The organism is Acidovorax sp. (genome assembly GCF_016783915.1).
In the GTDB taxonomy this organism is placed as follows: domain Bacteria; phylum Pseudomonadota; class Gammaproteobacteria; order Burkholderiales; family Burkholderiaceae_C; genus Acidovorax.
On record NZ_JADHVT010000068.1, the window covers coordinates 1 to 21736 of the forward strand.

19 protein-coding genes and 1 other RNA gene are annotated in these 21736 nt (G+C 63.4%); 4 read left to right on the forward strand and 16 right to left on the reverse strand.

Features of this window, described 5'->3' with window-relative positions:
• The 16 genes from ISS20_RS13595 to gyrA all read right to left on the reverse strand — a co-directional run.
• Positions 1-277, reverse strand: a 277-nt coding sequence (locus ISS20_RS13595) for a monovalent cation/H(+) antiporter subunit G (protein ID WP_291437409.1), incomplete at its 3' end; no start/stop codon positions are given.
• Positions 274-552 (reverse strand): K+/H+ antiporter subunit F, encoded by a 279-nt coding sequence (locus ISS20_RS13600; protein WP_056063664.1) that lies wholly within the window; start codon positions 550-552, stop codon positions 274-276. The genes ISS20_RS13600 and ISS20_RS13595, both read right to left, overlap by 4 nt.
• Complete coding sequence (locus tag ISS20_RS13605) at positions 549-1100, reverse strand: Na+/H+ antiporter subunit E (protein WP_291437412.1); 552 nt, start codon at positions 1098-1100, stop codon at positions 549-551. The genes ISS20_RS13600 and ISS20_RS13605 overlap by 4 nt, the downstream gene beginning before the upstream one ends.
• The gene (locus ISS20_RS13610; protein ID WP_291437415.1) at positions 1097-2830 is read right to left on the reverse strand and encodes a monovalent cation/H+ antiporter subunit D; all 1734 of its coding nucleotides are present in this window, start codon (positions 2828-2830) and stop codon (positions 1097-1099) included. The genes ISS20_RS13605 and ISS20_RS13610 overlap by 4 nt, the downstream gene beginning before the upstream one ends.
• Positions 2827-3192, reverse strand: coding sequence for a Na+/H+ antiporter subunit C (locus tag ISS20_RS13615; RefSeq protein WP_291437417.1), 366 nt, complete (start codon positions 3190-3192; stop codon positions 2827-2829). Before ISS20_RS13615 ends, ISS20_RS13610 begins: the two co-directional genes overlap by 4 nt.
• On the reverse strand, positions 3183-6128 hold the full coding sequence (locus ISS20_RS13620) for a monovalent cation/H+ antiporter subunit A (protein WP_291437418.1): 2946 nt from the start codon (positions 6126-6128) through the stop codon (positions 3183-3185). The genes ISS20_RS13615 and ISS20_RS13620 overlap by 10 nt, the downstream gene beginning before the upstream one ends.
• 114 nt (positions 6129-6242) lie before the next feature.
• A complete protein-coding gene (locus tag ISS20_RS13625) occupies positions 6243-6695 on the reverse strand; it encodes a helix-hairpin-helix domain-containing protein (protein WP_291437420.1) in 453 nt (150 codons plus the stop codon).
• Positions 6696-6729: 34 nt separating this feature from the next.
• The gene (lapB, locus tag ISS20_RS13630; protein ID WP_291437421.1) at positions 6730-7887 is read right to left on the reverse strand and encodes a lipopolysaccharide assembly protein LapB; all 1158 of its coding nucleotides are present in this window, start codon (positions 7885-7887) and stop codon (positions 6730-6732) included.
• Positions 7877-8203 (reverse strand): lipopolysaccharide assembly LapA domain-containing protein, encoded by a 327-nt coding sequence (locus ISS20_RS13635; RefSeq protein ID WP_291437422.1) that lies wholly within the window; start codon positions 8201-8203, stop codon positions 7877-7879. Before ISS20_RS13635 ends, lapB begins: the two co-directional genes overlap by 11 nt.
• A gap of 131 nt (positions 8204-8334) precedes the next feature.
• A complete protein-coding gene (locus ISS20_RS13640; protein ID WP_291437423.1) occupies positions 8335-8682 on the reverse strand; it encodes an integration host factor subunit beta in 348 nt (115 codons plus the stop codon).
• A 70-nt stretch (positions 8683-8752) separates the two neighbouring features.
• Positions 8753-10453, reverse strand: coding sequence for a 30S ribosomal protein S1 (gene rpsA, locus ISS20_RS13645; protein WP_291437425.1), 1701 nt, complete (start codon positions 10451-10453; stop codon positions 8753-8755).
• Positions 10454-10633: 180 nt separating this feature from the next.
• Entirely contained in the window at positions 10634-12679 is a 2046-nt protein-coding gene (locus ISS20_RS13650) for a bifunctional 3-phosphoshikimate 1-carboxyvinyltransferase/cytidylate kinase (RefSeq protein WP_291437426.1), read from the reverse strand.
• Positions 12680-12850: 171 nt separating this feature from the next.
• A complete protein-coding gene (locus ISS20_RS13655; protein WP_291437427.1) occupies positions 12851-13723 on the reverse strand; it encodes a prephenate dehydrogenase/arogenate dehydrogenase family protein in 873 nt (290 codons plus the stop codon).
• A gap of 12 nt (positions 13724-13735) precedes the next feature.
• Positions 13736-14833, reverse strand: coding sequence for a prephenate dehydratase (gene pheA, locus ISS20_RS13660; RefSeq protein ID WP_291437428.1), 1098 nt, complete (start codon positions 14831-14833; stop codon positions 13736-13738).
• 65 nt (positions 14834-14898) lie between these two features.
• The gene (serC, locus tag ISS20_RS13665; RefSeq protein ID WP_291437430.1) at positions 14899-16008 is read right to left on the reverse strand and encodes a 3-phosphoserine/phosphohydroxythreonine transaminase; all 1110 of its coding nucleotides are present in this window, start codon (positions 16006-16008) and stop codon (positions 14899-14901) included.
• Between the two features lie 95 nt (positions 16009-16103).
• Positions 16104-18767, reverse strand: coding sequence for a DNA gyrase subunit A (gene gyrA / locus ISS20_RS13670; protein ID WP_291437432.1), 2664 nt, complete (start codon positions 18765-18767; stop codon positions 16104-16106).
• Between the two features lie 223 nt (positions 18768-18990).
• Between gyrA and ompA the strand changes: the two genes are divergently transcribed.
• The 4 genes from ompA to ssrA all read left to right on the forward strand — a co-directional run bounded on the left by ompA (position 18991) and on the right by ssrA (position 21513).
• Positions 18991-19635, forward strand: coding sequence for an outer membrane protein OmpA (ompA, locus tag ISS20_RS13675; protein ID WP_056645400.1), 645 nt, complete (start codon positions 18991-18993; stop codon positions 19633-19635).
• Positions 19636-19726: 91 nt separating this feature from the next.
• Complete coding sequence (gene ubiG / locus ISS20_RS13680; RefSeq protein WP_291437436.1) at positions 19727-20437, forward strand: bifunctional 2-polyprenyl-6-hydroxyphenol methylase/3-demethylubiquinol 3-O-methyltransferase UbiG; 711 nt, start codon at positions 19727-19729, stop codon at positions 20435-20437.
• A gap of 1 nt (position 20438) precedes the next feature.
• Positions 20439-21113: an HAD-IA family hydrolase gene (locus ISS20_RS13685; protein WP_108497402.1), complete on the forward strand. Its 675-nt coding sequence runs from the start codon at positions 20439-20441 to the stop codon at positions 21111-21113.
• A 13-nt stretch (positions 21114-21126) separates the two neighbouring features.
• Positions 21127-21513, forward strand: a transfer-messenger RNA (tmRNA) gene (ssrA, locus tag ISS20_RS13690).
• Positions 21514-21736 lie beyond the last annotated feature (223 nt).

Here is a 21736-nt window from a genome sequence, read left to right on the forward strand (position 1 = left end):
TCACCGGCACCGTGATCGCCACGAACACGGCGATCAGCAGCGCATGCAACGCCAGGCCACCATCGGCCACCGAGAAGTACAGCACCGTGGCATGCACGATCAGCCAGCAGCCCAGCGTGGCAATGATGGAGGGTGCGTGCACACGTTCAAAAAAGGTCGGCAGGCGCAGCAGGCCGATGGAGCCTAGCAGGGCCAGCGCGGCACCGGCCAGCACCAGCACGGCCACGATGATTTCGAGCCACAGCGGAAGAACAGCGGTGGTGGCGGCTTCGGTCATTCGATCACCTCGCCGCGCAGCAAAAACTTGGCCATGGCCATGGAGCCGACAAAGCTGAACAGCGCCAGCAGCAGGGCGGCCTCGAAGTAGTTCTTGCTGCCATACAGCAGGCCCAGCACGAGCATCACCAGCATCCCGCTCAGGTACATGCAGTCGAGCGCCAGCACGCGGTCTTGTGCGGACGGTCCCTTGAGCAGTCGGATCAGCGCGCAGCCCATGGCCAGTGCCAGCATGAGCAGGGCGGCCGGCAGGGCCCAGTCCAGCACGGGGGTCATTCAAAAATCTCCATCAAGGGGGCTTCGTAGCGCTGCTTCACGTCAGCGATCACCGTGGCGGGGTCGTCCAGCTCCAGCACGTGCAGTAGCAGCATGCTGCGGTCCAGCGAAATCTCTGCCCACGCGGTGCCCGGCGTGATGCACACGATCATCGCCAGCACGGCCAATGCATTGGGGTCCCGCACGTCCAGGGGGATATGCACAAAGCCCGCCGGATGCCGCCTGCGGCCCGGCGTCAGCAGCAGGCGCGCCACGGCCAGGTTGGAGCGGGTGGTGTCTGCCACCACCGCAAGCGCCAGGCGCAATACGGCACCTGGCTTGCGGATACGCACCGGAAGCGGGCGCAGCCCGGCGGTGAGCAGCGGGATGGCCAGTGCCAGCACCGTGCCCAGCACGAAGTGGCCCGCGCTCAGGCTGCGGTTGAGCAGCAGCCACAGGCCAAGCAGCGCCACCGATAGCAGCGGGGCTGGCACCAGGCGCCTCAATAGACCAGGGCGTGATGGAATGTCTGGGGCGTTGGATGCCGCCGATGGGCCTGGTTGGGTCATGGCTTGTCCCCCGGTAACGTAGTTTCAGGCGTTGCCTTAGGCGAAGGTGCGACGGGCGCGGCGGTCATCACGGCACCCACATAGGTGGCAGGCGCATGCAGGGCATTGGCGGTGGCTTGTGTGTAGCGCATCACCGCACCGGCCTGCCACACCAGCGCCACGCAGGCCAGCAGCAGCAGGGCAATGGGCAGTCCCTCCAGCACCAGGAGCTGGGGAGAAGCCCGACCCTGGGCCGACCAGAAGTGGCGGATGCCTGCGCGCGTCAGGGCCAGCAGCGCTAGCAGCCCCGAGCCCACCAGCAGCGCCACCAGCATCCAGCCCGCAGCGCCCAGGCGAAAGCCCTGGGCCGCGCCCAGCCCCAGCGGGTTGAGTAGCGCATGGATCATGGCGAACTTGCCCACAAAGCCGGGCAAGGGTGGCAGGCCTGCAATGACCAGCGTGCAGGCCATGAACGCCAAGCCCAGAAACGCCGCGGCGGCGGGGATGACCTGGCCGATCAGCGCCTGTTCCTTGTCGTCCAGGTTCATGCCTTCTGTGGGCACCAGATCGGCCGACAGGAACGGCGCGTCGTCCGTCTGTTCATACGGAGCCAGGTTGGCACCGTTGTTGCGCCAGCGGTCGATCAGGTCTGTAAGCAAAAACAGCGCGCTCACGGCCAGGGTGGAGCTGAGCATGTAGTACAGCAAACCGCCCGTGAGCAGGTTCTGCCCAAAGCCCACGGCCGCCAGCAGCGTGCCCGACGACAGAATGGCGCTGAAGCCCGCAAGGTGCCCCAGCCGCTGCGAGCCGAGCATGCCGATCGCACCAAAGGCCATGGTCAGCATGCCGCCGCTAATGAGCCACTGGCTGCCAAACTGGGCGGAATCGCCGGCCTCGGAGCCGAACAGCAGCGTCCACAGCCGCAGCACGCTGTATACGCCCACCTTGGTCATGAGCGCAAACAGGGCTCCCACCGGCGCGGTGGCCGCGCTGTAGGCGGGCACCAGCCAGAAGTTGAGCGGCCACACCGCGGCCTTGATGAGGAAGGCCACCGCCAGAATGGCGGCTGCCGCATGCAGCAGCCCCCGGTCTGCGGCGGCCACGCCCGCAATGCTCTGCGCCAGGTCGGCCATGTTGAGCGTGCCGGTGATACCGTAGAGCATCGACACCCCGATGAGGAACAGCGATGAGGCGGCGAGGTTGATGGCGATGTAGTGCAGCCCCGCCGACACGCGCGGGCGGCCCGAGCCATGCAGCAGCAGGCCGTACGAGGCGGCCAGCATGATCTCGAAGAACACGAACAGGTTGAACAGGTCGGCGGTGAGAAACGCCCCCGCCAGCCCCATGAGCTGGAACTGGAACAACGGGTGAAAGTGCACGCCCGCCCGGTGCCAGCGCGCGGCCGAGAACAGTACCGTGGCGAGCGCCACCGTACTGGTCAGCACCAGCATCATGGCCGACAGGCGGTCGATGACCAGCACGATGCCGAACGGCGCCGGCCAGTTGCCCGGCAGGTACACGCCCAGGCTGGTCTGCACGCTGGGCTCCTTGGCCTGCACCAGCAGCAACACGGCCACCACCAGGCCCACCAGGGTCGAGGCGATGTTGAGCGTGACCTTGGTGCGCTGGCGCTCCTCGCGCAGTAGCAGCATGAGCCCGGCCGTGAGCAAGGGCAGAGCGATGGGCGCGAGGATCAGGTGCGGCATCAACCACGCGGTGACCGAGGCGGTGACGCTGGTACCTCCCGTCATGGCATTTCCTGCACTTCTTTACCCTTGGTACCGTCCACATGGTCGGTGCCTGCCATGCCACGCGATGCCAGCAGCACCACGAGGAAGAGGGCGGTCATGGCAAAGCCGATCACGATGGCCGTGAGGGTAAGGGCCTGGGGCATGGGGTCGGCATAGTGGGCCAAGTCCTGCGGCACCCCGGGCTGCAGCACGGGCTCCTTGTCAATCGCCAGGCCCAGGCGCCCCATGCTGAATATGAACAGGTTGACGGCGTACGACAGCAGCGACAGGCCCATGATGACCTGGAAGGTGCGGGGGCGCAGCAGCAGCCATACGCCGGAGCCGGTGAGCACGCCAATGGCCAGGGCCAGTATCAGTTCCATGGACCTTCTCCGGGTGTGGCGGCGGCCTCGGCCTCGTCGGCCGCGCGTGCGTTGTTGTAGCGGTGGCTGCGCACCGACTGGCGGGCAATGCCGGTGAGGATGAGCATGGTGGAGCCCACCACCAGGGTGAACACGCCGATGTCAAAGAACAGCGCGCTGGCCACATGGATCTCACCCACCACGGGCAGCGAGAAGTGCGCGGTGTGGCTGGTCAGAAACGGATAGCCCCAGGCCAGCGCGCCCATGCCTGTGGCCAGCGCTGCCAGCAGGCCCATGCCGATCCAGCGGCGCGGGTACAGCGGAAGGTGGGCCTCGACCCAGGAGGTGCCCGAGACGATGTACTGCAGCAGCAGCGCCACCGAGAACACCAGCCCCGCCACAAATCCGCCGCCAGGCTCGTTGTGCCCGCGCATGAAAAGGTAGACCGCCACCAGTGTGGCAAAGGGCAGCAGCAAGCGCACCAGCACGGCGGGCACCATGAGGTAGCCGACGGCAGTGTCGGTGGTCTGGCGCGGGTTGGAGAGGTCCGTTGCTACATCGGCGGGCACGGCGCGCTGCTGGGGTGGCAGGTCCATCACCTCGCGTGCGGGCCGAAAGCGCCGCAGCAGCGCATACACGGTGAGCGCCACGATGCCTAGCACCACGATCTCGCCAAAGGTGTCAAAGCCCCGGAAATCCACCAGCATCACGTTGACCACGTTGGTGCCACCGCCGTCGGTGAGCGCGTGTTCCAGGAAAAAGGTGGAGGTGCTGTCGGGGAACGGGCGGCTCATCATCGCGAACGACAGCAGGGCCATGCCACCGCCTGTGGCCAGCGTCAGCGCCAGGTCGCGGTAGCGGCGCAGCTGGGTGCGCCGCTCTTCGGCCAGCGTGGGCACGCGCAGGCTCTCGTCGCGCCGGGGCAGCCAGCGCAGGCCCAGCAGGATGAGGATGGTGGTCACCACCTCCACCACGATCTGCGTGAGCGCCAGATCGGGCGCCGAGAACCACAGGAAGGTCAGGCACACACACAGCCCGGAGCCGCCCAGCAGTGTCAGGGCCGCCAGCCGGTGGTACTTGGCCTGCCACGCCGCTGCCACGGCGCACACCGCACCCAGCAGCCACAGCAGCGCAAAGGCGGGCGACAGTGGCAACTGCACCCGGTCGCCAATTGGGAAGCCTCGCGCCCACAGGGGCAGGGTGCCTGCCACCAGGGCGGCGCAAACCAGCCACAGCATCTGCCACTGCAGGCGGCCGGTGCCCAGCAGCCGGCGGCCATTGCGGCCCGTGAGGCTCAGCACGGCCAGCGTGGCCTCAAAGGCCCGCTGGCCGCTGATGCGCTGCATGACGGGTGGCGCATCGATAGCGCCTTTTTCGCGCTGCCAGCGCAGCAACGCGTACAGCGCTATCCCCCCGCCCAGGGCCACCAAGCTCATCACAAACGGGGTGTTGAACCCATGCCAGACCGCCAGGCTGTACGTGGGCAGCTCGCCCCCCACCACGGGCCGCGCGGCAGCGGCCAGGTAGGCCCCCACCGACCATGCGGGCAGCGTACCCACCACGAGGCAGGCCAGCACCAGCAGCTCCACTGGCACACGCATCCAGTGCGGGGGCTCATGGGGTGGGCGTGGCAGGTCGGTAGCGGGCGGGCCAAAGAACACATCCACCGTGAAGCGCAGCGAGTACGCCACGCTGAACATGCCGGCCACCGTGGCCGCCACGGGCAGCAGCCATTCGAGCAACGGCGTGGTGTTCACGTACACCGTCTCGGCAAAGAACATTTCCTTGGACAGGAAGCCGTTGAGCAGTGGCACGCCCGCCATGGCCGCGCTGGCCACCATGGCCAGGGTGGCGGTGATCGGCATCATGGTGCGCAGGCCCGACAGGCGCCGTATGTCGCGTGTGCCACTTTCATGGTCCACGATGCCCACGGCCATGAACAGCGAGGCCTTGAAGGTGGCGTGGTTCATGATGTGGAACACGGCGGCCACGGCGGCCAGCGGGCTGTTCAGGCCCAGCAGCAGCGTGATGAGGCCCAGGTGCGAAATGGTCGAGTACGCCAGCAGGCCCTTGAGATCGTTCTGGAACATGGCCGCATAGCCGCCCACCAGCAACGTGGCCAGGCCCGCTCCACCCACCAGCCAGAACCACTGCTCCGTGCCCGCGAGCGCCGGCCACAGGCGCGCCAGCAGGAATACACCGGCCTTGACCATGGTGGCCGAGTGCAGGTAGGCCGACACGGGCGTAGGCGCCGCCATGGCGTTGGGCAGCCAGAAGTGAAACGGGAACTGTGCGCTTTTGGTGAGTGCCCCCAGCAGAATCAGGACGAGCGCGGTGGTGTACAGCGGGTGGTTCTGGATGAGCTGGCCCGCGACGAGCACATGGTCGAGGTCATAGCTACCCACAATGTGACCCAGCACCAGCATGCCCGCCAGCATCGCCAACCCGCCCGTGCCAGTCACCGTCAGCGCCATGCGCGCACCGCGCCGCGCATCCTTGCGGTGGTGCCAGTAGCCGATCAGCAGGAAGGAAAACAGGCTGGTCAGCTCCCAGAAGAATGCAATCTGGATGATGTTGCCCGAGAGCACCACGCCCGCCATCGCGCCCATGAACGCCAGAAAAAACGAGAAGAAGCGCGGCACCGGATCGGCGGGAGACATGTAGTAGCGCGCGTACAGCACCACCAGGCTGCCCACGCCCAGCACCAGCATGCAGAACATCCAGGCAAAGCCATCCATGCGGATGACGAGGTTCAAGCCCAGCGCAGGCAGCCAGGTCAGCTCTTGCCGGATCACGCCGCCGTCTGCAATCTCCGGGAAGTAGAGCGCCGCCTGCACGGTGCAGAACAGGGCGATGAGTCCTGCCAGGGTGGACTCGGTATTGCGGGCGTTGGAGGGCAGAACCGCTGCCAGCAGGCTGCCGATGAAGGGGAGAAGGATGAGCGTGATCAGGGGCATGCGCGATTGATTTTAGGGGCAGCTCCTAAAAACCCTGCCCGCCCCTTGCTGTCGCGCATCCCCTGCCAAAAAAAACAAGCCCGCTGGAGCGGGCTTGCTGCTTGTGAAGCGTGCTTAGTTTTTGCTAGCGCTTGCTGATGGGGCTGGTGCTGACGCGGCCGGTGCCGCAGTCGCCGTGGCGGGTGGTGTGGTTGCCGTTGCGGCCTCCTTGTCAGCGCTGCCACGGGCCTTGCGGTCTGCTGTCTGGGAGCTGCTGTGTTTTTTGTTGTTTTTGGCTTCTGCCTTGGCGGCTGCTGCTGCGCTGTATTTCTTGCCGTTGACGGTGAGGCCCTCTTTGGAGAAGTTGACGGCACTCTTATTGCCCACGCCGCCCACACGGCCGATGAAGTCCGCCCAGTCCTTGAAGGGCGCGCTCTGGCGCTCTTGCAGGATGCGGCCCGACAGGCCGGGCCCGATGCCCTTGATGCCGTCGAGTTCGGCCTCGGTGGCGGTGTTCACGTCCACGGCAGCCCAGGTGGCGGTCGCGAGCAGCATGGCAACAAGCAGGGTCAGCAGTTTCTTCAGCATGGCAAGGGTCTTACGGTGTTGAGGATGAAGGCTCTTAGAGTTCTTCGACCCGGCGCGCGGGGTAGCTGTCCCAGGTCTGGCAGCCGGGGCATTGCCAGAAATGCTGGCGCGCCTCGAAGCCGCAGGCCGCGCAGCGGTAGCGGGTCAGGGGCTTGACGGCATGGTCCAGCGCACGTTGAACCTGGGGGTGGAATTCTTCGTGTTCCAGCTTTTCGGTGGCCAGCCATTTGGCCGCAGCGACCAGGGAGCGCTCCTTGTCCAGGTGCTCCACATAGCGCTGGCGGGCGGATGGGCGGGTGGCCTCGTCGGCAGCTTCCATGGCCACGATGCTTTCCAGCACATCCAGCGAGGGCGCTTTTGCGTAGTGGGCCTGCAGCAGGGCGTGGACTTCCTGTGTACGGCCGGCAGCGGTGGCAGCCTCGACCATCAGCGGGGCGGCCAGGGGCAGCGCTGCGGGGTTGCGCTCGCCCAGGACCTTGAGAGTGGACAGCACCGCTGCGGGTTGGCCCATCAGGCGTTGCAGGCGTGCCAGTTCGATGCGCGCGCGTGCAGCCTCTGGGGCGGCGGCCACAGCCTGATCCAGCAGGGCCTGCGCGCCCGGCAGGTCGCCTTGCGCACTCAGCGCCAGTGCCTGCTCGCACAGGTAGTGGGCTTGCCGGGTGCTGAAGTCGCCCTGATCGGCATCGTGCATCTTGCGGGCAATGGTGGCGGCATGGGGCCAGTCGCGCGAACGTTCGTAAATGGCCAGCAGTGCCAGGCGGGCCTGGGCCTCAAACGGAGTGCCCTCCAGGCGCTGCAGCGCGTCTTCTGCGCGGTCGAGCAGCCCGGCCTTGAGGAAGTCGAGCGCCAGCGCATGTTGGGCGCGCTCGCGGTCGGTACGGCTCAGGTCGCCGCGCGAGAGCAGATGCTCGTGCACACGCACGGCGCGGTCGTATTCGCCCCGGCGGCGAAACAGGTTGCCCAGTGCGAAGTGCAGCTCGGAGGTGTCGGGGTCGTTCTGCACGGCCTCGATGAAGGCGTCGATGGCCTGGTCCTGCTGCTCATTGAGTAGAAAGTTCAGGCCCTTGAAGTACGCCTTGGGCGCCCGCCGGTTCTCGGCGCGCAGCTGGCGCAGGTCAAAACGCGAAGCCAGCCAGCCCAGCACAAAGGCCAGGGGCAGGCCCAGCAGTATCCAGCTCAGGTCAAATTCCATGGATCGAAGGCAGGTCAGGAGGTGGTGGGGGCGCTGTGGGTGTGGCGCTGGCGGCAGGTGGCGCCACGGGAGCGGGAGCAACGACCGCCGCCTGCGCGCGGCGGGCAGCGGTGCGGTGCCGCCACAAGCGCGGCACCATGCCCAGCGCCCCGACGACCAGCCCTGCAGCAAAGGCGGTCAGCACCACCAGCACCAAGGGCGCGCGCCATTGCGTGCCAAAGAAGAAATGCACGGTCGCGTCCTGCTGGTTGTTCAGCGCGAAGGCGAAGAGCGTAAAAAAAATGGCTGCCTTGAGCAGCCACAGGAGGTATTTCATCGGTCTCCCCAGTGGTGGGGCGATTCTAAGAGCTTGGCGCTGCGGCCCCGCGTGTGTCTGCAGTCCGACCAACAGGCAAAAAAAGGCAGCAGGCGCTCGTAGATCATGCACCTGCAGCTATCAATTTGATATCAACTGCCCGCGCCGCCCGTCGTGGGCTGGGTCTTTTCTTCCATTTCGGCCGTGCGTTTGTCCACGGCTTCGCGCAGTGCCTTGCCTGGCTTGAAATGGGGGACGCGTTTTTCGGGAATGGCCACAGCCTCGCCGCTGCGCGGATTGCGGCCCATGCGGGGTGGGCGGTGATTGACCGAGAAACTGCCAAAGCCCCGGATCTCGATGCGGTGCCCGCGCACCAGGGCCTCGCCCACGGCGTCCAGAATGGTCTTGACGGCGTATTCGGCATCTCGGTGGGTGAGCTGGCCGAAACGGGCGGCCAGTTCTTCGACGAGGTCTGAGCGGGTCATGGAATCTTGGGACATAGGCAGTCTTGGCTGAAAAAAGAGCGGGCGCCGAGGCGCCCGCTGTCTGACCGTTTAACGGGTCAGCGCTTTACTTTTCCGAGTTGTCCAGCTTGGCGCGCAACAGGGCGCCCAGGCTGGTCGTGCCGGCGCTTTCGCGGCTCGATTGCTGGCTCAGGTTGGCCATGGCGCCTTGTTCGTCAGCCATGTCCTTTTGCTTGATCGACAGCTGAATGTTGCGGGTCTTGCGATCCACATTGACCACCACAGCCGTGACTTCGTCACCTTCCTTGAGCACGTTGCGGGCATCTTCCACGCGGTCGCGGGAGATTTCCGAAGCGCGCAGGTAGCCCACGATGTCTTCGCCGAGGTCGATTTCAGCGCCACGGGCGTCCACGGTCTTGACCTTGCCGGTCACCGTCTGGCCCTTGTCGTTCACGGTCACGAAGGTCGTGAATGGGTCGCCGTCGAGCTGCTTGATGCCCAGGGAGATGCGCTCGCGGTCCACGTCCACAGCCAGCACGATGGCTTCGACTTCCTGGCCCTTCTTGTAGTTGCGAACTGCGGCTTCGCCAGGTTCGTTCCACGACAGGTCGGACAAGTGCACCAGGCCGTCAATGCCGGCAGCCAGGCCCACGAAAACGCCGAAGTCGGTGATCGACTTGATAGGACCCTTGACGCGGTCGCCGCGCTTCGTGTCCTGTGCGAATTCTTGCCATGGGTTGGCCTTGCACTGCTTCATGCCCAGGCTGATACGGCGCTTGTCTTCGTCGATTTCCAGAACCATGACTTCGACTTCGTCGCCCAGCGAAACCAGCTTGGCGGGAGCGATGTTCTTGTTGGTCCAGTCCATTTCAGACACGTGCACCAGGCCTTCGATGCCGGGTTCGAGTTCGACGAACGCGCCGTAGTCGGCAATGTTCGTGATCTTGCCGAACAGGCGGGTCGATTGTGGGTAGCGGCGGTTCACGCCCATCCATGGGTCGTCGCCCATTTGCTTCAGACCCAGCGAGACACGGTTCTTTTCGGTGTCGAACTTCAGGATCTTGGCGGTGATTTCCTGACCAGCGGTCACCACTTCGGAAGGGTGACGCACACGGCGCCATGCCATGTCGGTGATGTGCAGCAGGCCGTCGATGCCGCCCAGGTCCACGAACGCACCGTATTCGGTGATGTTCTTGACCACGCCTTGAACGATGGAGCCTTCCTTGAGGGTTTCCATCAGCTTGGCGCGCTCTTCGCCCATGGAGGCTTCCACCACAGCGCGGCGGCTCAGCACCACGTTGTTGCGCTTGCGGTCCAGCTTGATGACCTTGAATTCCATGGTCTTGTTTTCGTACGGCGTCAGATCCTTGATCGGACGGGTATCGATCAGCGAACCGGGCAGGAATGCGCGGATGCCGTTGACCAGAACGGTCAGACCGCCCTTGACCTTGCCGCTGGTCGTGCCAGTGACGAATTCGCCAGATTCCAGGGCCTTTTCCAGGCTCATCCAGGAGGCCAGACGCTTGGCGGTGTCACGCGACAGGATGGTGTCGCCGTAGCCGTTTTCGATGGAGCCAATGGCCACCGACACGAAGTCACCCACTTGGACTTCGACTTCGCCCTTGTCGTTCTTGAACTCTTCCAGCGGCACGTAGGCTTCGGACTTGAGGCCAGCGTTCACGACCACGAAGTTGTGCTCGACGCGCACGACTTCAGCGGTAATGACTTCGCCTGGGCGCATTTCCGTGCGCTGCAAGGATTCTTCAAAAAGGGCGGCAAAAGATTCGGACATGTGTTTCCTTGCCACAAACAGGATTCCAGTAGCACCATTGCTACTGTTTTTATAGCTGCTTGCGGTGGTTTTTTGCGGTACGACCGCGGGTTAGGTTATCGATCCACACAACCTGTGCGCTGGCGCGCGAGGGGGGCTGCGTGGGCCTGTTGCAAGGCCTTTCGGCACTGCCTGGAGCCCGAGGGCCCCACGTTGTCAGCGCTGCGCAGATGCTGCGAAGGGCTGGCGCTCCTGCCACCAGGAAAGCACCTTTTCGACGGCTTGTTCAATCGTCAAATCGGAGTTGTCCAGGACCAGAGCTTCTTGCGCGGGCTTGAGGGGAGCAACGCTGCGGGAGCTATCCCGGGCGTCGCGCGCCTCTAAATCTGCGCGAAGGTCGTCGATACTAGCCGAAAAACCCTTTGAAATCAACTGTTTATAACGACGCTCGGCGCGGCAGGCGGCGCTGGCGGTCAAAAACACCTTCAAAGGAGCGTCCGGGAAGATCACCGTGCCCATGTCACGGCCATCGGCCACCAGCCCCGGCAGGCGCCGGAAGCTGTGTTGCAGGTCTACCAGCGCCGTGCGCACGGCAGGCAGAGCGGACACACGGGATGCGTTCATACCGGCTTCTTCGGTGCGGATGGCCTCGGTTACGTCGTCGCTGCCCAGCCACACCTTGCCGCCCTCAAACCGCACCGGCAGCGTCTGGGCCAGGGTGGCGATACGGGCTTCGTGGTCTGCGTCGATGGCGAGGCCCGCCCGCAGCGCTGCAAGGGCGGTGATGCGATACATCGCACCTGAGTCCAGGAAACCATAGCCCAGCCGCTGTGCCACCGCCGCTGCCACGGTGCCTTTGCCCGAGGCTGTGGGGCCGTCAATGCAGATCACGGGAATCTGTGGTGCTGCAACCTGGGCCACAGAGAACAGGGCCTCGAAATAGTCCGGAAAGGTCTTGGCCACGCACTTGGGGTCTTCGATGCGGACTGGCAGGGCGGCGGGGTTGAAGGCTGCGAGCGAGAAACACATGGCCACGCGGTGGTCGTCATAGGTGTGGATGCTGGCGGGTTTCCAGTCTTGCACACGCACGGGTGGGGTCACGCGGATGAAGTCGGCACCTTCCTCGACCGTGGCGCCGAGCTTGCGCAGTTCGGTTGCCATGGCGGCGATGCGGTCGGTTTCCTTCACGCGCCAGCTTGCAATATTGCGCAGCGTGGTGGTGCCGTCGGCGTACAACGCCATCACGGCCAGGGTCATGGCTGCATCGGGGATGTGGTTGCAATCCAGGTCAATGGCCTGCAAGGGCCACGCGCCACGTTCTATCTGCAGCCAGTTGGGGCCCCCGGTAATCACCGCGCCCATGGCCCGGGCCGCTTCGACAAAGCGAATATCGCCCTGGATCGAATCGAGACCCACGCCTTGTATCTTGATGCCGGATTTGGCGTCTTTTTGTCCGGTAGCGCTAGTTGCGATTGCTCCAAGTGCTATGAAATAGCTAGCAGATGACGCATCTGCCTCCACATGGATGTCTCCTGGGGACTGGTAACTGCTGCCCGCCGCGATGGTGAAGCGCTGCCAGTTCTGGTGTTCGACCGCGATGCCGAAGCGCGCCAGCAGCTGCAAGGTGATGGAGATGTAGGGCTTGGAGATCAGCTCGCCCACGACCTCGATCACGACGGGCTGATGGACGGCGGCCAACGGCAGTGCCATGAGGAGGGCTGTCAGGAACTGGCTGGACACATCGCCGCGAACGCGGATGGGCGCTGCCAGCGCCAGGGCGGGAACCCCTTGGCCATGCGCAATGTGCAGCGGTGGGTAGCCGTCATTGCCCAGGTAATCGATCTGGCAACCCAGCTGGCGCAGCGCATCGACCAGGTCGCCGATGGGGCGCTCGTGCATGCGCGGCACACCCGACAGCTCGAACTCGCCACCCAGCAGCGCCAGCGCCGCCGTCAGCGGGCGCATGGCGGTGCCCGCGTTGCCCATGAACAGTTTCGCGGGCGACAGCGGCGTGCTGCCACCCAGGCCCGTGATGCGTACCGTGCTGCCCCCAGACTCGTCAACCACGCAGCCGATCTGGCGCAGCGCGTCCAGCATCACCCGCGTGTCGTCGGATGCCAGCAGGTCGTGCACGGTGGTAGTGCCGCTGCTCAGCGCCGCCAGCAGCAGCACGCGGTTGGAAATGCTCTTGGAGCCCGGCAGGTGGACTTCGCCAGCGGCGGCTTGCAGGGGGGGGAGATCGAGGAATGCGGTGCTGTACATCTTTTTGGTGTGTCCAATTGCAGCTCAAAGGGCGTTCGTGCAGCCAGCGGCCTACGCAACTGGCGCGCCCCAACAACCAGTGCTCCCGTTGAACTGGCGTTGCCAGGCCATCGGGTACGTGCCCCTGAGGGGAGGGCGCCGCAGGCGACTCAAGGGGGGCAATGTCGGGGGTTACTTGCGTTTTGCGCCCATGCGCCAGTGCGCGCGGGTTTCGCTGGCCAGCGTCAGCATGTCTTCGAGCGCCTGGGCGTTGCCTTTTTCCATGGCTTGCTCGATGTTGCGCAGTGCCTGCTGGAACTGCTTGGACTGTGCAATGACTTCGTCCCGGTTGGACAGCAGGATATCGCGCCACACCTTGGGGTCGCTGGCGGCAATGCGCGTGAAGTCGCGGAATCCAGGGCCTGCGAGCGACAAAAAGTCGTCGCCGTGGGTCTGGCCCGTGATGCCGTTCATCATCGCAAACGCCAGCAAATGGGGCAGGTGGCTGACAGCGGCAAAGGCCGCATCATGTGATTCGGGCGACATGCTGGTCACGCGGCAACCCAGCGCAGTCCAGATCTTTTCGGCGTCCTGCAACTGGGCAGTCAAAGTGCGCTCGGTGGGGGTCAGGATCACCTGGCGCCCGCTGTACAGGTCGGCCTCGGCGTGTTCCACGCCGGATACCTCGCGCCCCGTGATGGGATGCGCCGGCACAAACGACCCCACCTGGTCGCGCAGCGAGCGCTGCGCAGCCTGGACCACGTCTGACTTGGTCGACCCCACGTCCATGATGAGCATCTGCGGGGTGACCAGGTGCTTGATGGCCTTGAGGGTGGCCTCAGTGGCTGCCACAGGCACGGCCACCAGCACAACGTCGGCGCCCGCCACGGCCAGCAGTGCGGAGGGCGCCTCGACATCGATAACGCCCAACTGGCGGGCGCGGTCGGTAGTGGAGGGTGACTTGCTGTAGCCCACCACGCGCTTGACCAATCCGGCCTTTTTCATGGCAAGGGCGAACGAGCCTCCCATGAGTCCACAGCCGATCAGCCCCAATTGTTCGAACATGGCGATGGCTCCTTATGACGAGACGGGGTAGGTCCCGAGGACTTTGTAGAACGCACACAGACTGCGCAGTTCTTCCAGGGCCCGAGCCACGTGAGGCTGGGCGGGGTGGCCATCGAGATCGATGTAGAAGTAGTACTCCCACTGGCCGGTGCGGGCTGGACGCGACTCAAAACGCGTCATTGACACGCCGTGCGTCTTGAGCGGCACTAGCAGGTCGTGCACGGCGCCGGGCCTGTTGGGCACCGATACCACCAAGCTGGTGCAATCCTTGCCCGAGGGGGGCGGCGTCTGCAGCGTGTGTGGCAGGCAGATGATGGCGAAGCGGGTGCGGTTGTAGGCGTCGTCCTGGATGGCGTGGGAGACGATGTGCAAACCGAACTGGGTAGCCGCTCGCTCGCTGGAGAGGGCTGCCCAGGCAGGGTTGGTGGTGGCCAGGCGCGCGCCTTCGGCATTGCTGGACACCGGGCGGCGCTCGGCATGCGGCAGGTGTTTGGACAGCCAAGCCTGGCACTGCGCCAGCGCTTGCGGATGCGCCAGAACGACTTCGATGCCATCAAGCGAATTGGTCGTGCGCAGCAGGTTGTGGCGCACCAGCAGGCTGACTTCGCCTACCACGTGGGTGGGGGTGTGCAGGAACAGGTCCAGCGAACGTGTGACCACGCCTTCGGTAGAGTTCTCCACGCCCACCACACCATACTGCGCGCTGCCCGCTGCCGTAGCGTGGAACACCTCATCGAAGTTGGCGCAATACATCAGGTCGGCCGCGCCGCCAAAGAACTCGATCGCTGCCTGCTCGCAGAACGTGCCCTCGGGGCCCAGAACGGCTACACGTTGGGGCGATTCGAGGGCCAGACAGGCGGACATGATCTCGCGCCAGATGGCCGCCACGTGTGCACCCTTGAGCGGTCCAGGGTTGGCGTTGGTGATCTTGTCGATGACCTGTGCCACACGGTCGGGGCGGAAAAAGGGCGTGCCTTCGCGCTTTTTGACTTCACCCACCTGTTCTGCCACCAGCGCCCTCTGGTTCAGCAGCGTGAGCAGTTGCTGGTCGATGCTGTCGATCTGCACGCGCAGGCTGGCGAGGTCGGGTGAGGCTTGCGGATTGTTCATGGACGGTGGGGTAGCGGTGCGTGCTGTGGGAGCCGTTTTCTGTTGCTGTCGTGTGGGGTGCGGGCTCAGGCGTGCTTTTGTTCAAATTCTCGCATGTAGTCCACCAGCGCCTGCACGCCCGCCAAAGGCATGGCGTTGTAGATACTGGCGCGCATGCCGCCCACGGACTTGTGGCCCTTGAGCTGCAGCAGGCCGCGCTCCTTGGCGCCGGCCAGGAAGGCGTCATTACGGCTTTCATCGCGCAGGAAGAACGGGATATTCATGCGCGAGCGGCAATTGGCCGCCACCTTGTTCACGTACAGCTGCGATTGGTCGATGGCGTTGTAGAGCAGTGTGGCCTTGGCGATGTTGCGCTGCTCCATGGCGGCTATACCGGTCAGGCCGCCTTCGGTCTGGCGCTTGAGCCACTGAAAGGTCAGCCCGGCGATGTAGATGCCCCAGGTGGGCGGTGTGTTGTACATCGACTGGTTGTCGGCCACGATTTTGTAGTCGAAGGCGCTGGGGCAGGTGGGCAGGGCATGACCCAGCAGGTCTTCGCGCACGATCACCAGCGTAAGGCCTGCGGGGCCCAGGTTCTTTTGCGCGCCGCCAAAAGCCAGGCCCACGCGACTCCAGTCCACGGGCCGCGATGCCACGTGCGAGGAGAAATCGATCACCAGCGGCGCATCGCTGCCCAGTGCCTTGAGGTCGGGCAGCTGGTGGAACTCGGTGCCATGGATGGTTTCGTTGCTGCACAGGTGCAGGTAGCTCGCGCCCCGGCTGACTGTCCAGGAAGCTGGGTCCGGCACGGTGGTAAAGCCCGTCTCTTCAGCCGTGGCGACGATGTTGACTTCGGACGCGTATTTGCGTGCTTCCTTTTGCGACTTCTGGCTCCAGCTGCCGGTCACCACAAAATCGACCACCCCTGCACGCGACAGGTTGAGCGGGACGATGGCGTTTTCGGCCAAGCCACCACCTTGCATGAAGAGGATCTTGAAATGCGACGGCACGGCCAGCAGCTCGCGCAGGTCGGCTTCCGCCTTTTCGTAGATGGACAGAAACTCCTTGCCGCGGTGGCTCATTTCCATCACGCCCATGCCGCTACCGTGCCAGTCCAGCATTTCGGCGGCGGCTTGTTCCAGGACTTCGGAGGGGATGGCGGCGGGGCCTGCGGAGAAGTTGTAGGGGCGTGTCATGGTAGGGGCTCAAAATGCATCAGGCGCTTATTCAATAAGCGCCTGATGCTCCTCTTTTCGTAGCATTTGCAGCGCGCACCTACGCGCTGCAGTGGTCAGGCGTCGGGGGTGTCGGGTGCGGATGGGGTTCCGCTGTCCGTGCTTCCTTCGCCATCGGTCTCCGCATCCGTCACATTGGCATCGTTCTCGACAATGCGCTGCAAGCCGCTGAGCTTGGAGCCTTCGTCCAGTGCGATCAATGTCACGCCCTGAGTAGCTCGGCCCAGTTCGCGGATCTCGCTCACGCGGGTGCGCACCAGCACGCCCTTGTCGGTGATCAGCATGATCTCGTCATCGGCATGCACCAGGGTGGCGGCTACGACCTTGCCGTTGCGCTCGCTTTGCTGGATGGCGATCATGCCCTTGGTGCCACGACCGTGGCGGGTGTATTCGGTGATGCTGGTGCGCTTGCCGTAGCCGTTTTCTGTGGCGGTCAACACGCTCTGCGTTTCGTCTTCGGCGACCAGCATGGCGATCACGCTTTGTCCGTCTTCCAGCATCATGCCGCGCACGCCACGTGCCGCACGGCCCAGTGGGCGCACGTCGTTTTCGTCAAAGCGCACGGCCTTGCCGCCGTCGCTGAACAACATCACGTCGTGCTTGCCGTCGGTCAGGGCAGCGCCGATCAGATAGTCGCCGTCATCCAGGTTCACTGCGATGATGCCGCCCTTGCGCGGGTTGCTGAATTCGTCCAGCGCCGTTTTCTTCACGGTGCCCATGCTGGTAGCCATGAACACGTAGCGGTCCGCTGGGAAGCTGCGCATGTCGCCGGTAAGTGGCAGCACCACGTTGATCTTTTCGCCGTCCTGCAGCGGGAACATATTGACGATGGGTCGGCCACGCGAGCCGCGCGAACCGGCTGGTACTTCCCACACCTTGAGCCAATACAGGCGGCCACGGTTGGAGAAGCACAGGATGTAGTCGTGCGTGTTGGCGATGAAGAGCTGGTCGATCCAGTCGTCTTCTTTGGTCGCGGTGGCCTGCTTGCCACGTCCGCCGCGTTTTTGTGCACGGTATTCGGACAGGGGTTGGCTCTTGATGTAGCCGGTGTGAGAGAGCGTCACCACCATATCTGTGGGGGTGATGAGGTCTTCGGTGGAGAGATCCTGTGCGCTGTATTCAACGATGGAGCGACGTGCGCCCAGCTTGTGCTGGCCGAACTCCTGCTTGATGGAGGTGAGTTCGTCGCCGATGATGACCGACACGCGCTCGGGCTTGGCCAGGATGTCCAGCAGGTCTTCGATGACCGCCATGACTTCCTTGTATTCGGCGACGATCTTGTCCTGCTCCAGGCCCGTGAGGCGTTGCAGGCGCATCTGCAGGATTTCCTGGGCCTGCGTTTCCGACAGGCGGTACAGGCCGTCCTGGCCCATGCCGAATTCTTTTTCAAGGCCGTCGGGGCGATAGTCGTCGGCATTGATCACGCCACCGTCGGCACGCGTGCGGGTGAGCATCTCACGCACCAGCTTGCTGTCCCAGGGGCGGGCCATCAGCTCGGCCTTGGCCACGGGGGGGGTGGGTGCGTTGCGAATGATGGCAATGAAGTCATCAATGTTGGCCAAGGCCACGGCAAGGCCTTCCAGCACATGCCCACGGTCGCGTGCCTTGCGCAGCTCGAACACCGTACGGCGTGTCACCACTTCGCGGCGGTGCTGCAGGAAGACGCTGATCAGATCCTTCAGGTTGCACAGGCGGGGCTGGCCGTCAATCAGCGCAACCATGTTCATGCCGAACGTGTCCTGCAGCTGCGTCTGCTTGTACAAGTTGTTGAGCACCACCTCAGGTACTTCGCCGCGCTTGAGTTCGATCACCAGACGCATGCCCGACTTGTCGGACTCGTCCTGAATGTGGCTGATGCCCTCGATCTTTTTCTCGTGCACCAGCTCGGCCATCCGCTCCTGCAGCGTCTTTTTGTTGACCTGGTAGGGCAGCTCGTCCACGATGATCGCCTGGCGCTGGCCACGGTCGATGTCCTCAAAGTGGCACTTGGCACGCATCACCACCTTGCCGCGCCCGGTGCGGTAGCCATCCTTCACGCCGTTGATGCCGTAGATGATGCCGGCGGTGGGGAAATCTGGGGCCGGGATGATTTCCATCAACTCATCGATGGTCGTCTCGGGATTGCGCAGCATGTGCAGGCACGCATCGACCACTTCGTTGAGGTTGTGTGGCGGAATGTTGGTGGCCATACCCACCGCAATACCCGCCGATCCGTTTACCAGCAAATTGGGCAGTTTGCTTGGCAATACCAGCGGCTCTTTCTCGCTGCCGTCGTAGTTGGGGCCGAAATCGACAGTCTCCTTGTCGATGTCACCCAGCATTTCATGCGCAATTTTGGCCAGACGGATTTCGGTGTATCGCATGGCCGCAGCGTTATCGCCGTCCACGGATCCGAAATTACCTTGTCCATCCACCAGCATGTGACGCAGCGAAAAGTCCTGCGCCATCCGCACAATGGTGTCGTACACCGCAGAGTCGCCATGCGGGTGGTATTTACCGATCACGTCGCCCACGATACGGGCCGACTTTTTGTAAGGCCGGTTCCAGTCGTTGTTGAGCTCGTGCATGGCGAAAAGAACGCGGCGGTGCACAGGCTTCAAGCCGTCACGCGCGTCGGGCAGTGCACGACCTACGATCACGCTCATCGCGTAATCGAGGTAACTGCGCCGCATCTCTTCTTCGAGGCTGATCGGCAGGGTTTCTTTGGCAAACTGGGTCATTGGGACGGCGGGGGCGGCAAAGGAGAGCCATTTTAGGCGTAAGACCGTGTAGCGACGGCGCAACATATCGAAGCAATTCAGGTTTTGTCCTACGGGCCCCGACCAGCAGGCGCAGCTTTTGCCCTGTTACGTATGGCACAATCGTTTGAACGCTTAGGGTGGTGGTCACCCCAGGCGTCCTGATTCGCAGCGCGGCTGCGGCTTTTTCCCCAAGAGGAGAACCATGAAGAAACTGAACAAAGTGGCGATGTTGTTTGCCTCTGCAGCGCTCGCAACCGCCGCTGGCGCACAAACCGTTGACAACTGGCGCGATGCTTCTGGCCAACTGGTCTGGAAGAACGGTACCAACGAATACTGCTGGCGTGATGCCAACTGGACGCCTGCTACGGCTGCCGCTGGCTGCGATGGCGCTATCGCTGCCCCCGCACCTGCCGCCGCACCTGCTCCAGCTGCTGCACCCGCACCTGCTGCTGCTCCTGCTCCCGCACCAGCACCAGCACCAGCCGTCGCCACCAAGGTGACCTACGCTGCTGATGCCTTCTTCGACTTCGACAAGTCGGTGCTGAAGCCAGAAGGCAAGGCCAAGTTGGACGACCTGGTTTCCAAGGTCAAGGGCATCAACCTGGAAGTGATTATTGCCGTGGGTCACACCGACTCCGTAGGCTCCGATGCATACAACCAGAAGCTGTCGGTGCGTCGTTCTGAAGCCGTGAAGGCTTATTTGGTGTCCAAGGGCATCGAAAAGAACCGCGTGTACACCGAAGGCAAGGGCGAAAAGCAACCCGTGGCTGACAACAAGACTGCCGAAGGCCGTGCGAAGAACCGCCGCGTGGAAATCGAAGTGGTTGGCACCCGCGCCGCTCAGTAATCTTCGGATTGCTTCACAAAAAAGCCCCGCTCGCGGGGCTTTTTTGCGTCTGGAGAATTTCGTACCCATGCCTTCATGGACAATCAGAGACATGATCGAAACCGTCAATGCAGACCCGGCCGAGCTGGCCAAGTTTTCTGAACTGGCCCACCGGTGGTGGGACCCCGATAGTGAATTTCGCCCTTTGCACCAGATCAACCCACTGCGGCTCGATTGGATTCACGGGTTGAGTGCCTTGACTGGCAAACGCGTGCTGGACGTGGGCTGTGGCGGTGGCATTCTGGCCGACTCCATGGCGCGCAAGGGTGCAGATGTGCTTGGTATTGATCTGGCAACCAAGGCGCTGCGCGTGGCGCAGTTGCATGCCCTGGAGGCAGGAACCCAAAACGTGCAGTACCGTGAAATCAGCGCTGAGGCGATGGCCTTGGAGCAACCCGCTGGTTTTGACGTAGTGACTTGCATGGAAATGCTGGAGCATGTGCCTGATCCTGCCTCGGTCGTTAGCGCTTGCGCCACACTGGTCAAACCCGGGGGCTGGGTCTTCTTCTCCACCATCAATCGCAACGCCAAGGCGTTTATGCTGGCCATTGTGGGCGCGGAGTACGTGCTCAACATGCTGCCGCGCGGCACCCACGAATACGCCAAGATGATCCGCCCCAGTGAGCTTGCAGGGCATTGCCGCAGTGCGGGCTTGGATGTTCTGCACACCAAGGGCCTGGAATACAACCCCCTCACGCGTCGCTATTGGCTCAGCGCCAACACCAGCGTCAATTACCTGTTTGCCGCGCGTCGCCTCGGCTGATATGGCTACCGTTTTTCATGGCATTCGCGCAGTCCTTTTTGATTTGGATGGGACTCTGATCGACAGCGCACCAGACTTGGGGGCGGCCGCAGACAAAATGCGCACCGACCGAGGTCTGCCTTCGCTGCCCCCGGCCCGATATCGCCCGATGGCGGGAGCAGGCGCCCGCGGCATGCTGGCAGAAGCCTTTGGCATGGGGCCAGATCACCCAGACTTTGCCGTCATGCGTGAAGAGTTTTTCGTGAACTATGAAACTCGCATGACCGAGCAGACCACCATTTTTGAAGGTGTGCCGGAATTGGTTCGCCAGATTCTCGAACGTAACATGACGTGGGGTGTGGTCACCAACAAGGCTGCCCGCTTTACCGAACCCCTGACCCAGGCCATTCCGCTGTTTGCCACCGCTTCGGCAGTGGTCAGTGGCGACACCACGCCACACGCCAAGCCCCATCCCGCGCCCCTGCTGGAAGCGGCTGCGCGGTTGTGTGTGCCGCCGGAGCAGTGTATTTACGTGGGTGATGACGAGCGTGACATCGTGGCAGGTCTGGCGGCAGGCATGGGTACAGTGGCCGCCACCTACGGTTACTTGGGCGCAAAGACCGACCCTGCAGAGTGGGGCGCGCACGCCGCAATTAAATCTCCCAGTGAGCTCTTGCAATTGCTCGCGAACGCCTAAAATAAGAGGTCTAGGGGCTGTCCTGGTTTCGACGTGGGTTCGGGATCAGTGTGGTGCATGTCGAGCTTGAGTCACGCTCGTAAATCTCGATTTAACAAACTAACTGCAAACGACGAACGTTTCGCACTCGCTGCTTAATTGCCAGTGAGCCTTGCAACAGTTGGCCGATGGGCTGGGCAAGGGGGTTCTGAGCAATCAGTGCCTCCCGGCTGCAAGGATAATTACATGGGCTGGCTTCCATCCGGGTACCTTGGGTGGAGGCGAGAAAATAGGGTGCTGGCGGCCCATGTAGCGTGCGACTGCGCGACATGGGTAGCGAGATCCAAATCAGACCGCTAAACATGTAGATCTGCCTGACGAAGGCTTGCGGACGCGGGTTCAATTCCCGCCAGCTCCACCACTATAACGTCCAAGGGCGTTCACTGAAGTCCAGTGAACGCCCTTTTTCTTTGGAAAATCAACAGGTTACAGTGCATGAATGTCTAGGGTTGTCTAACCGCATCCAAGGCAACGTGGGGGAACAGGTGGGGGAACAAGGACGAAAAATCGTAAACTCTGGGTGCTTGTTCCCCCACTTCCCTATGAGGAAGGCCTCCTCTCTCCTAAAAACGTTCCCCCATGTT

What these genes read in the sequence shown, in the direction of transcription:
- ISS20_RS13600 (WP_056063664.1), bottom strand. Translation starts at nt 552, where the DNA reads ATGACCCCCGTGCTGGACTGGGCCCTGCCGGCCGCCCTGCTCATGCTG.
- ISS20_RS13605 (WP_291437412.1), bottom strand. Translation starts at nt 1,100, where the DNA reads ATGACCCAACCAGGCCCATCGGCGGCATCCAACGCCCCAGACATTCCA.
- ISS20_RS13610 (WP_291437415.1), bottom strand. Translation starts at nt 2,830, where the DNA reads ATGACGGGAGGTACCAGCGTCACCGCCTCGGTCACCGCGTGGTTGATG.
- ISS20_RS13615 (WP_291437417.1), bottom strand. Translation starts at nt 3,192, where the DNA reads ATGGAACTGATACTGGCCCTGGCCATTGGCGTGCTCACCGGCTCCGGC.
- ISS20_RS13620 (WP_291437418.1), bottom strand. Translation starts at nt 6,128, where the DNA reads ATGCCCCTGATCACGCTCATCCTTCTCCCCTTCATCGGCAGCCTGCTG.
- ISS20_RS13625 (WP_291437420.1), bottom strand. Translation starts at nt 6,695, where the DNA reads ATGCTGAAGAAACTGCTGACCCTGCTTGTTGCCATGCTGCTCGCGACC.
- lapB (WP_291437421.1), bottom strand. Translation starts at nt 7,887, where the DNA reads ATGGAATTTGACCTGAGCTGGATACTGCTGGGCCTGCCCCTGGCCTTT.
- ISS20_RS13635 (WP_291437422.1), bottom strand. Translation starts at nt 8,203, where the DNA reads ATGAAATACCTCCTGTGGCTGCTCAAGGCAGCCATTTTTTTTACGCTC.
- ISS20_RS13640 (WP_291437423.1), bottom strand. Translation starts at nt 8,682, where the DNA reads ATGTCCCAAGATTCCATGACCCGCTCAGACCTCGTCGAAGAACTGGCC.
- ISS20_RS13650 (WP_291437426.1), bottom strand. Translation starts at nt 12,679, where the DNA reads ATGTACAGCACCGCATTCCTCGATCTCCCCCCCCTGCAAGCCGCCGCT.
- ISS20_RS13655 (WP_291437427.1), bottom strand. Translation starts at nt 13,723, where the DNA reads ATGTTCGAACAATTGGGGCTGATCGGCTGTGGACTCATGGGAGGCTCG.
- pheA (WP_291437428.1), bottom strand. Translation starts at nt 14,833, where the DNA reads ATGAACAATCCGCAAGCCTCACCCGACCTCGCCAGCCTGCGCGTGCAG.
- serC (WP_291437430.1), bottom strand. Translation starts at nt 16,008, where the DNA reads ATGACACGCCCCTACAACTTCTCCGCAGGCCCCGCCGCCATCCCCTCC.
- gyrA (WP_291437432.1), bottom strand. Translation starts at nt 18,767, where the DNA reads ATGACCCAGTTTGCCAAAGAAACCCTGCCGATCAGCCTCGAAGAAGAG.
- ompA (WP_056645400.1), top strand. Translation starts at nt 18,991, where the DNA reads ATGAAGAAACTGAACAAAGTGGCGATGTTGTTTGCCTCTGCAGCGCTC.
- ubiG (WP_291437436.1), top strand. Translation starts at nt 19,727, where the DNA reads ATGATCGAAACCGTCAATGCAGACCCGGCCGAGCTGGCCAAGTTTTCT.
- ISS20_RS13685 (WP_108497402.1), top strand. Translation starts at nt 20,439, where the DNA reads ATGGCTACCGTTTTTCATGGCATTCGCGCAGTCCTTTTTGATTTGGAT.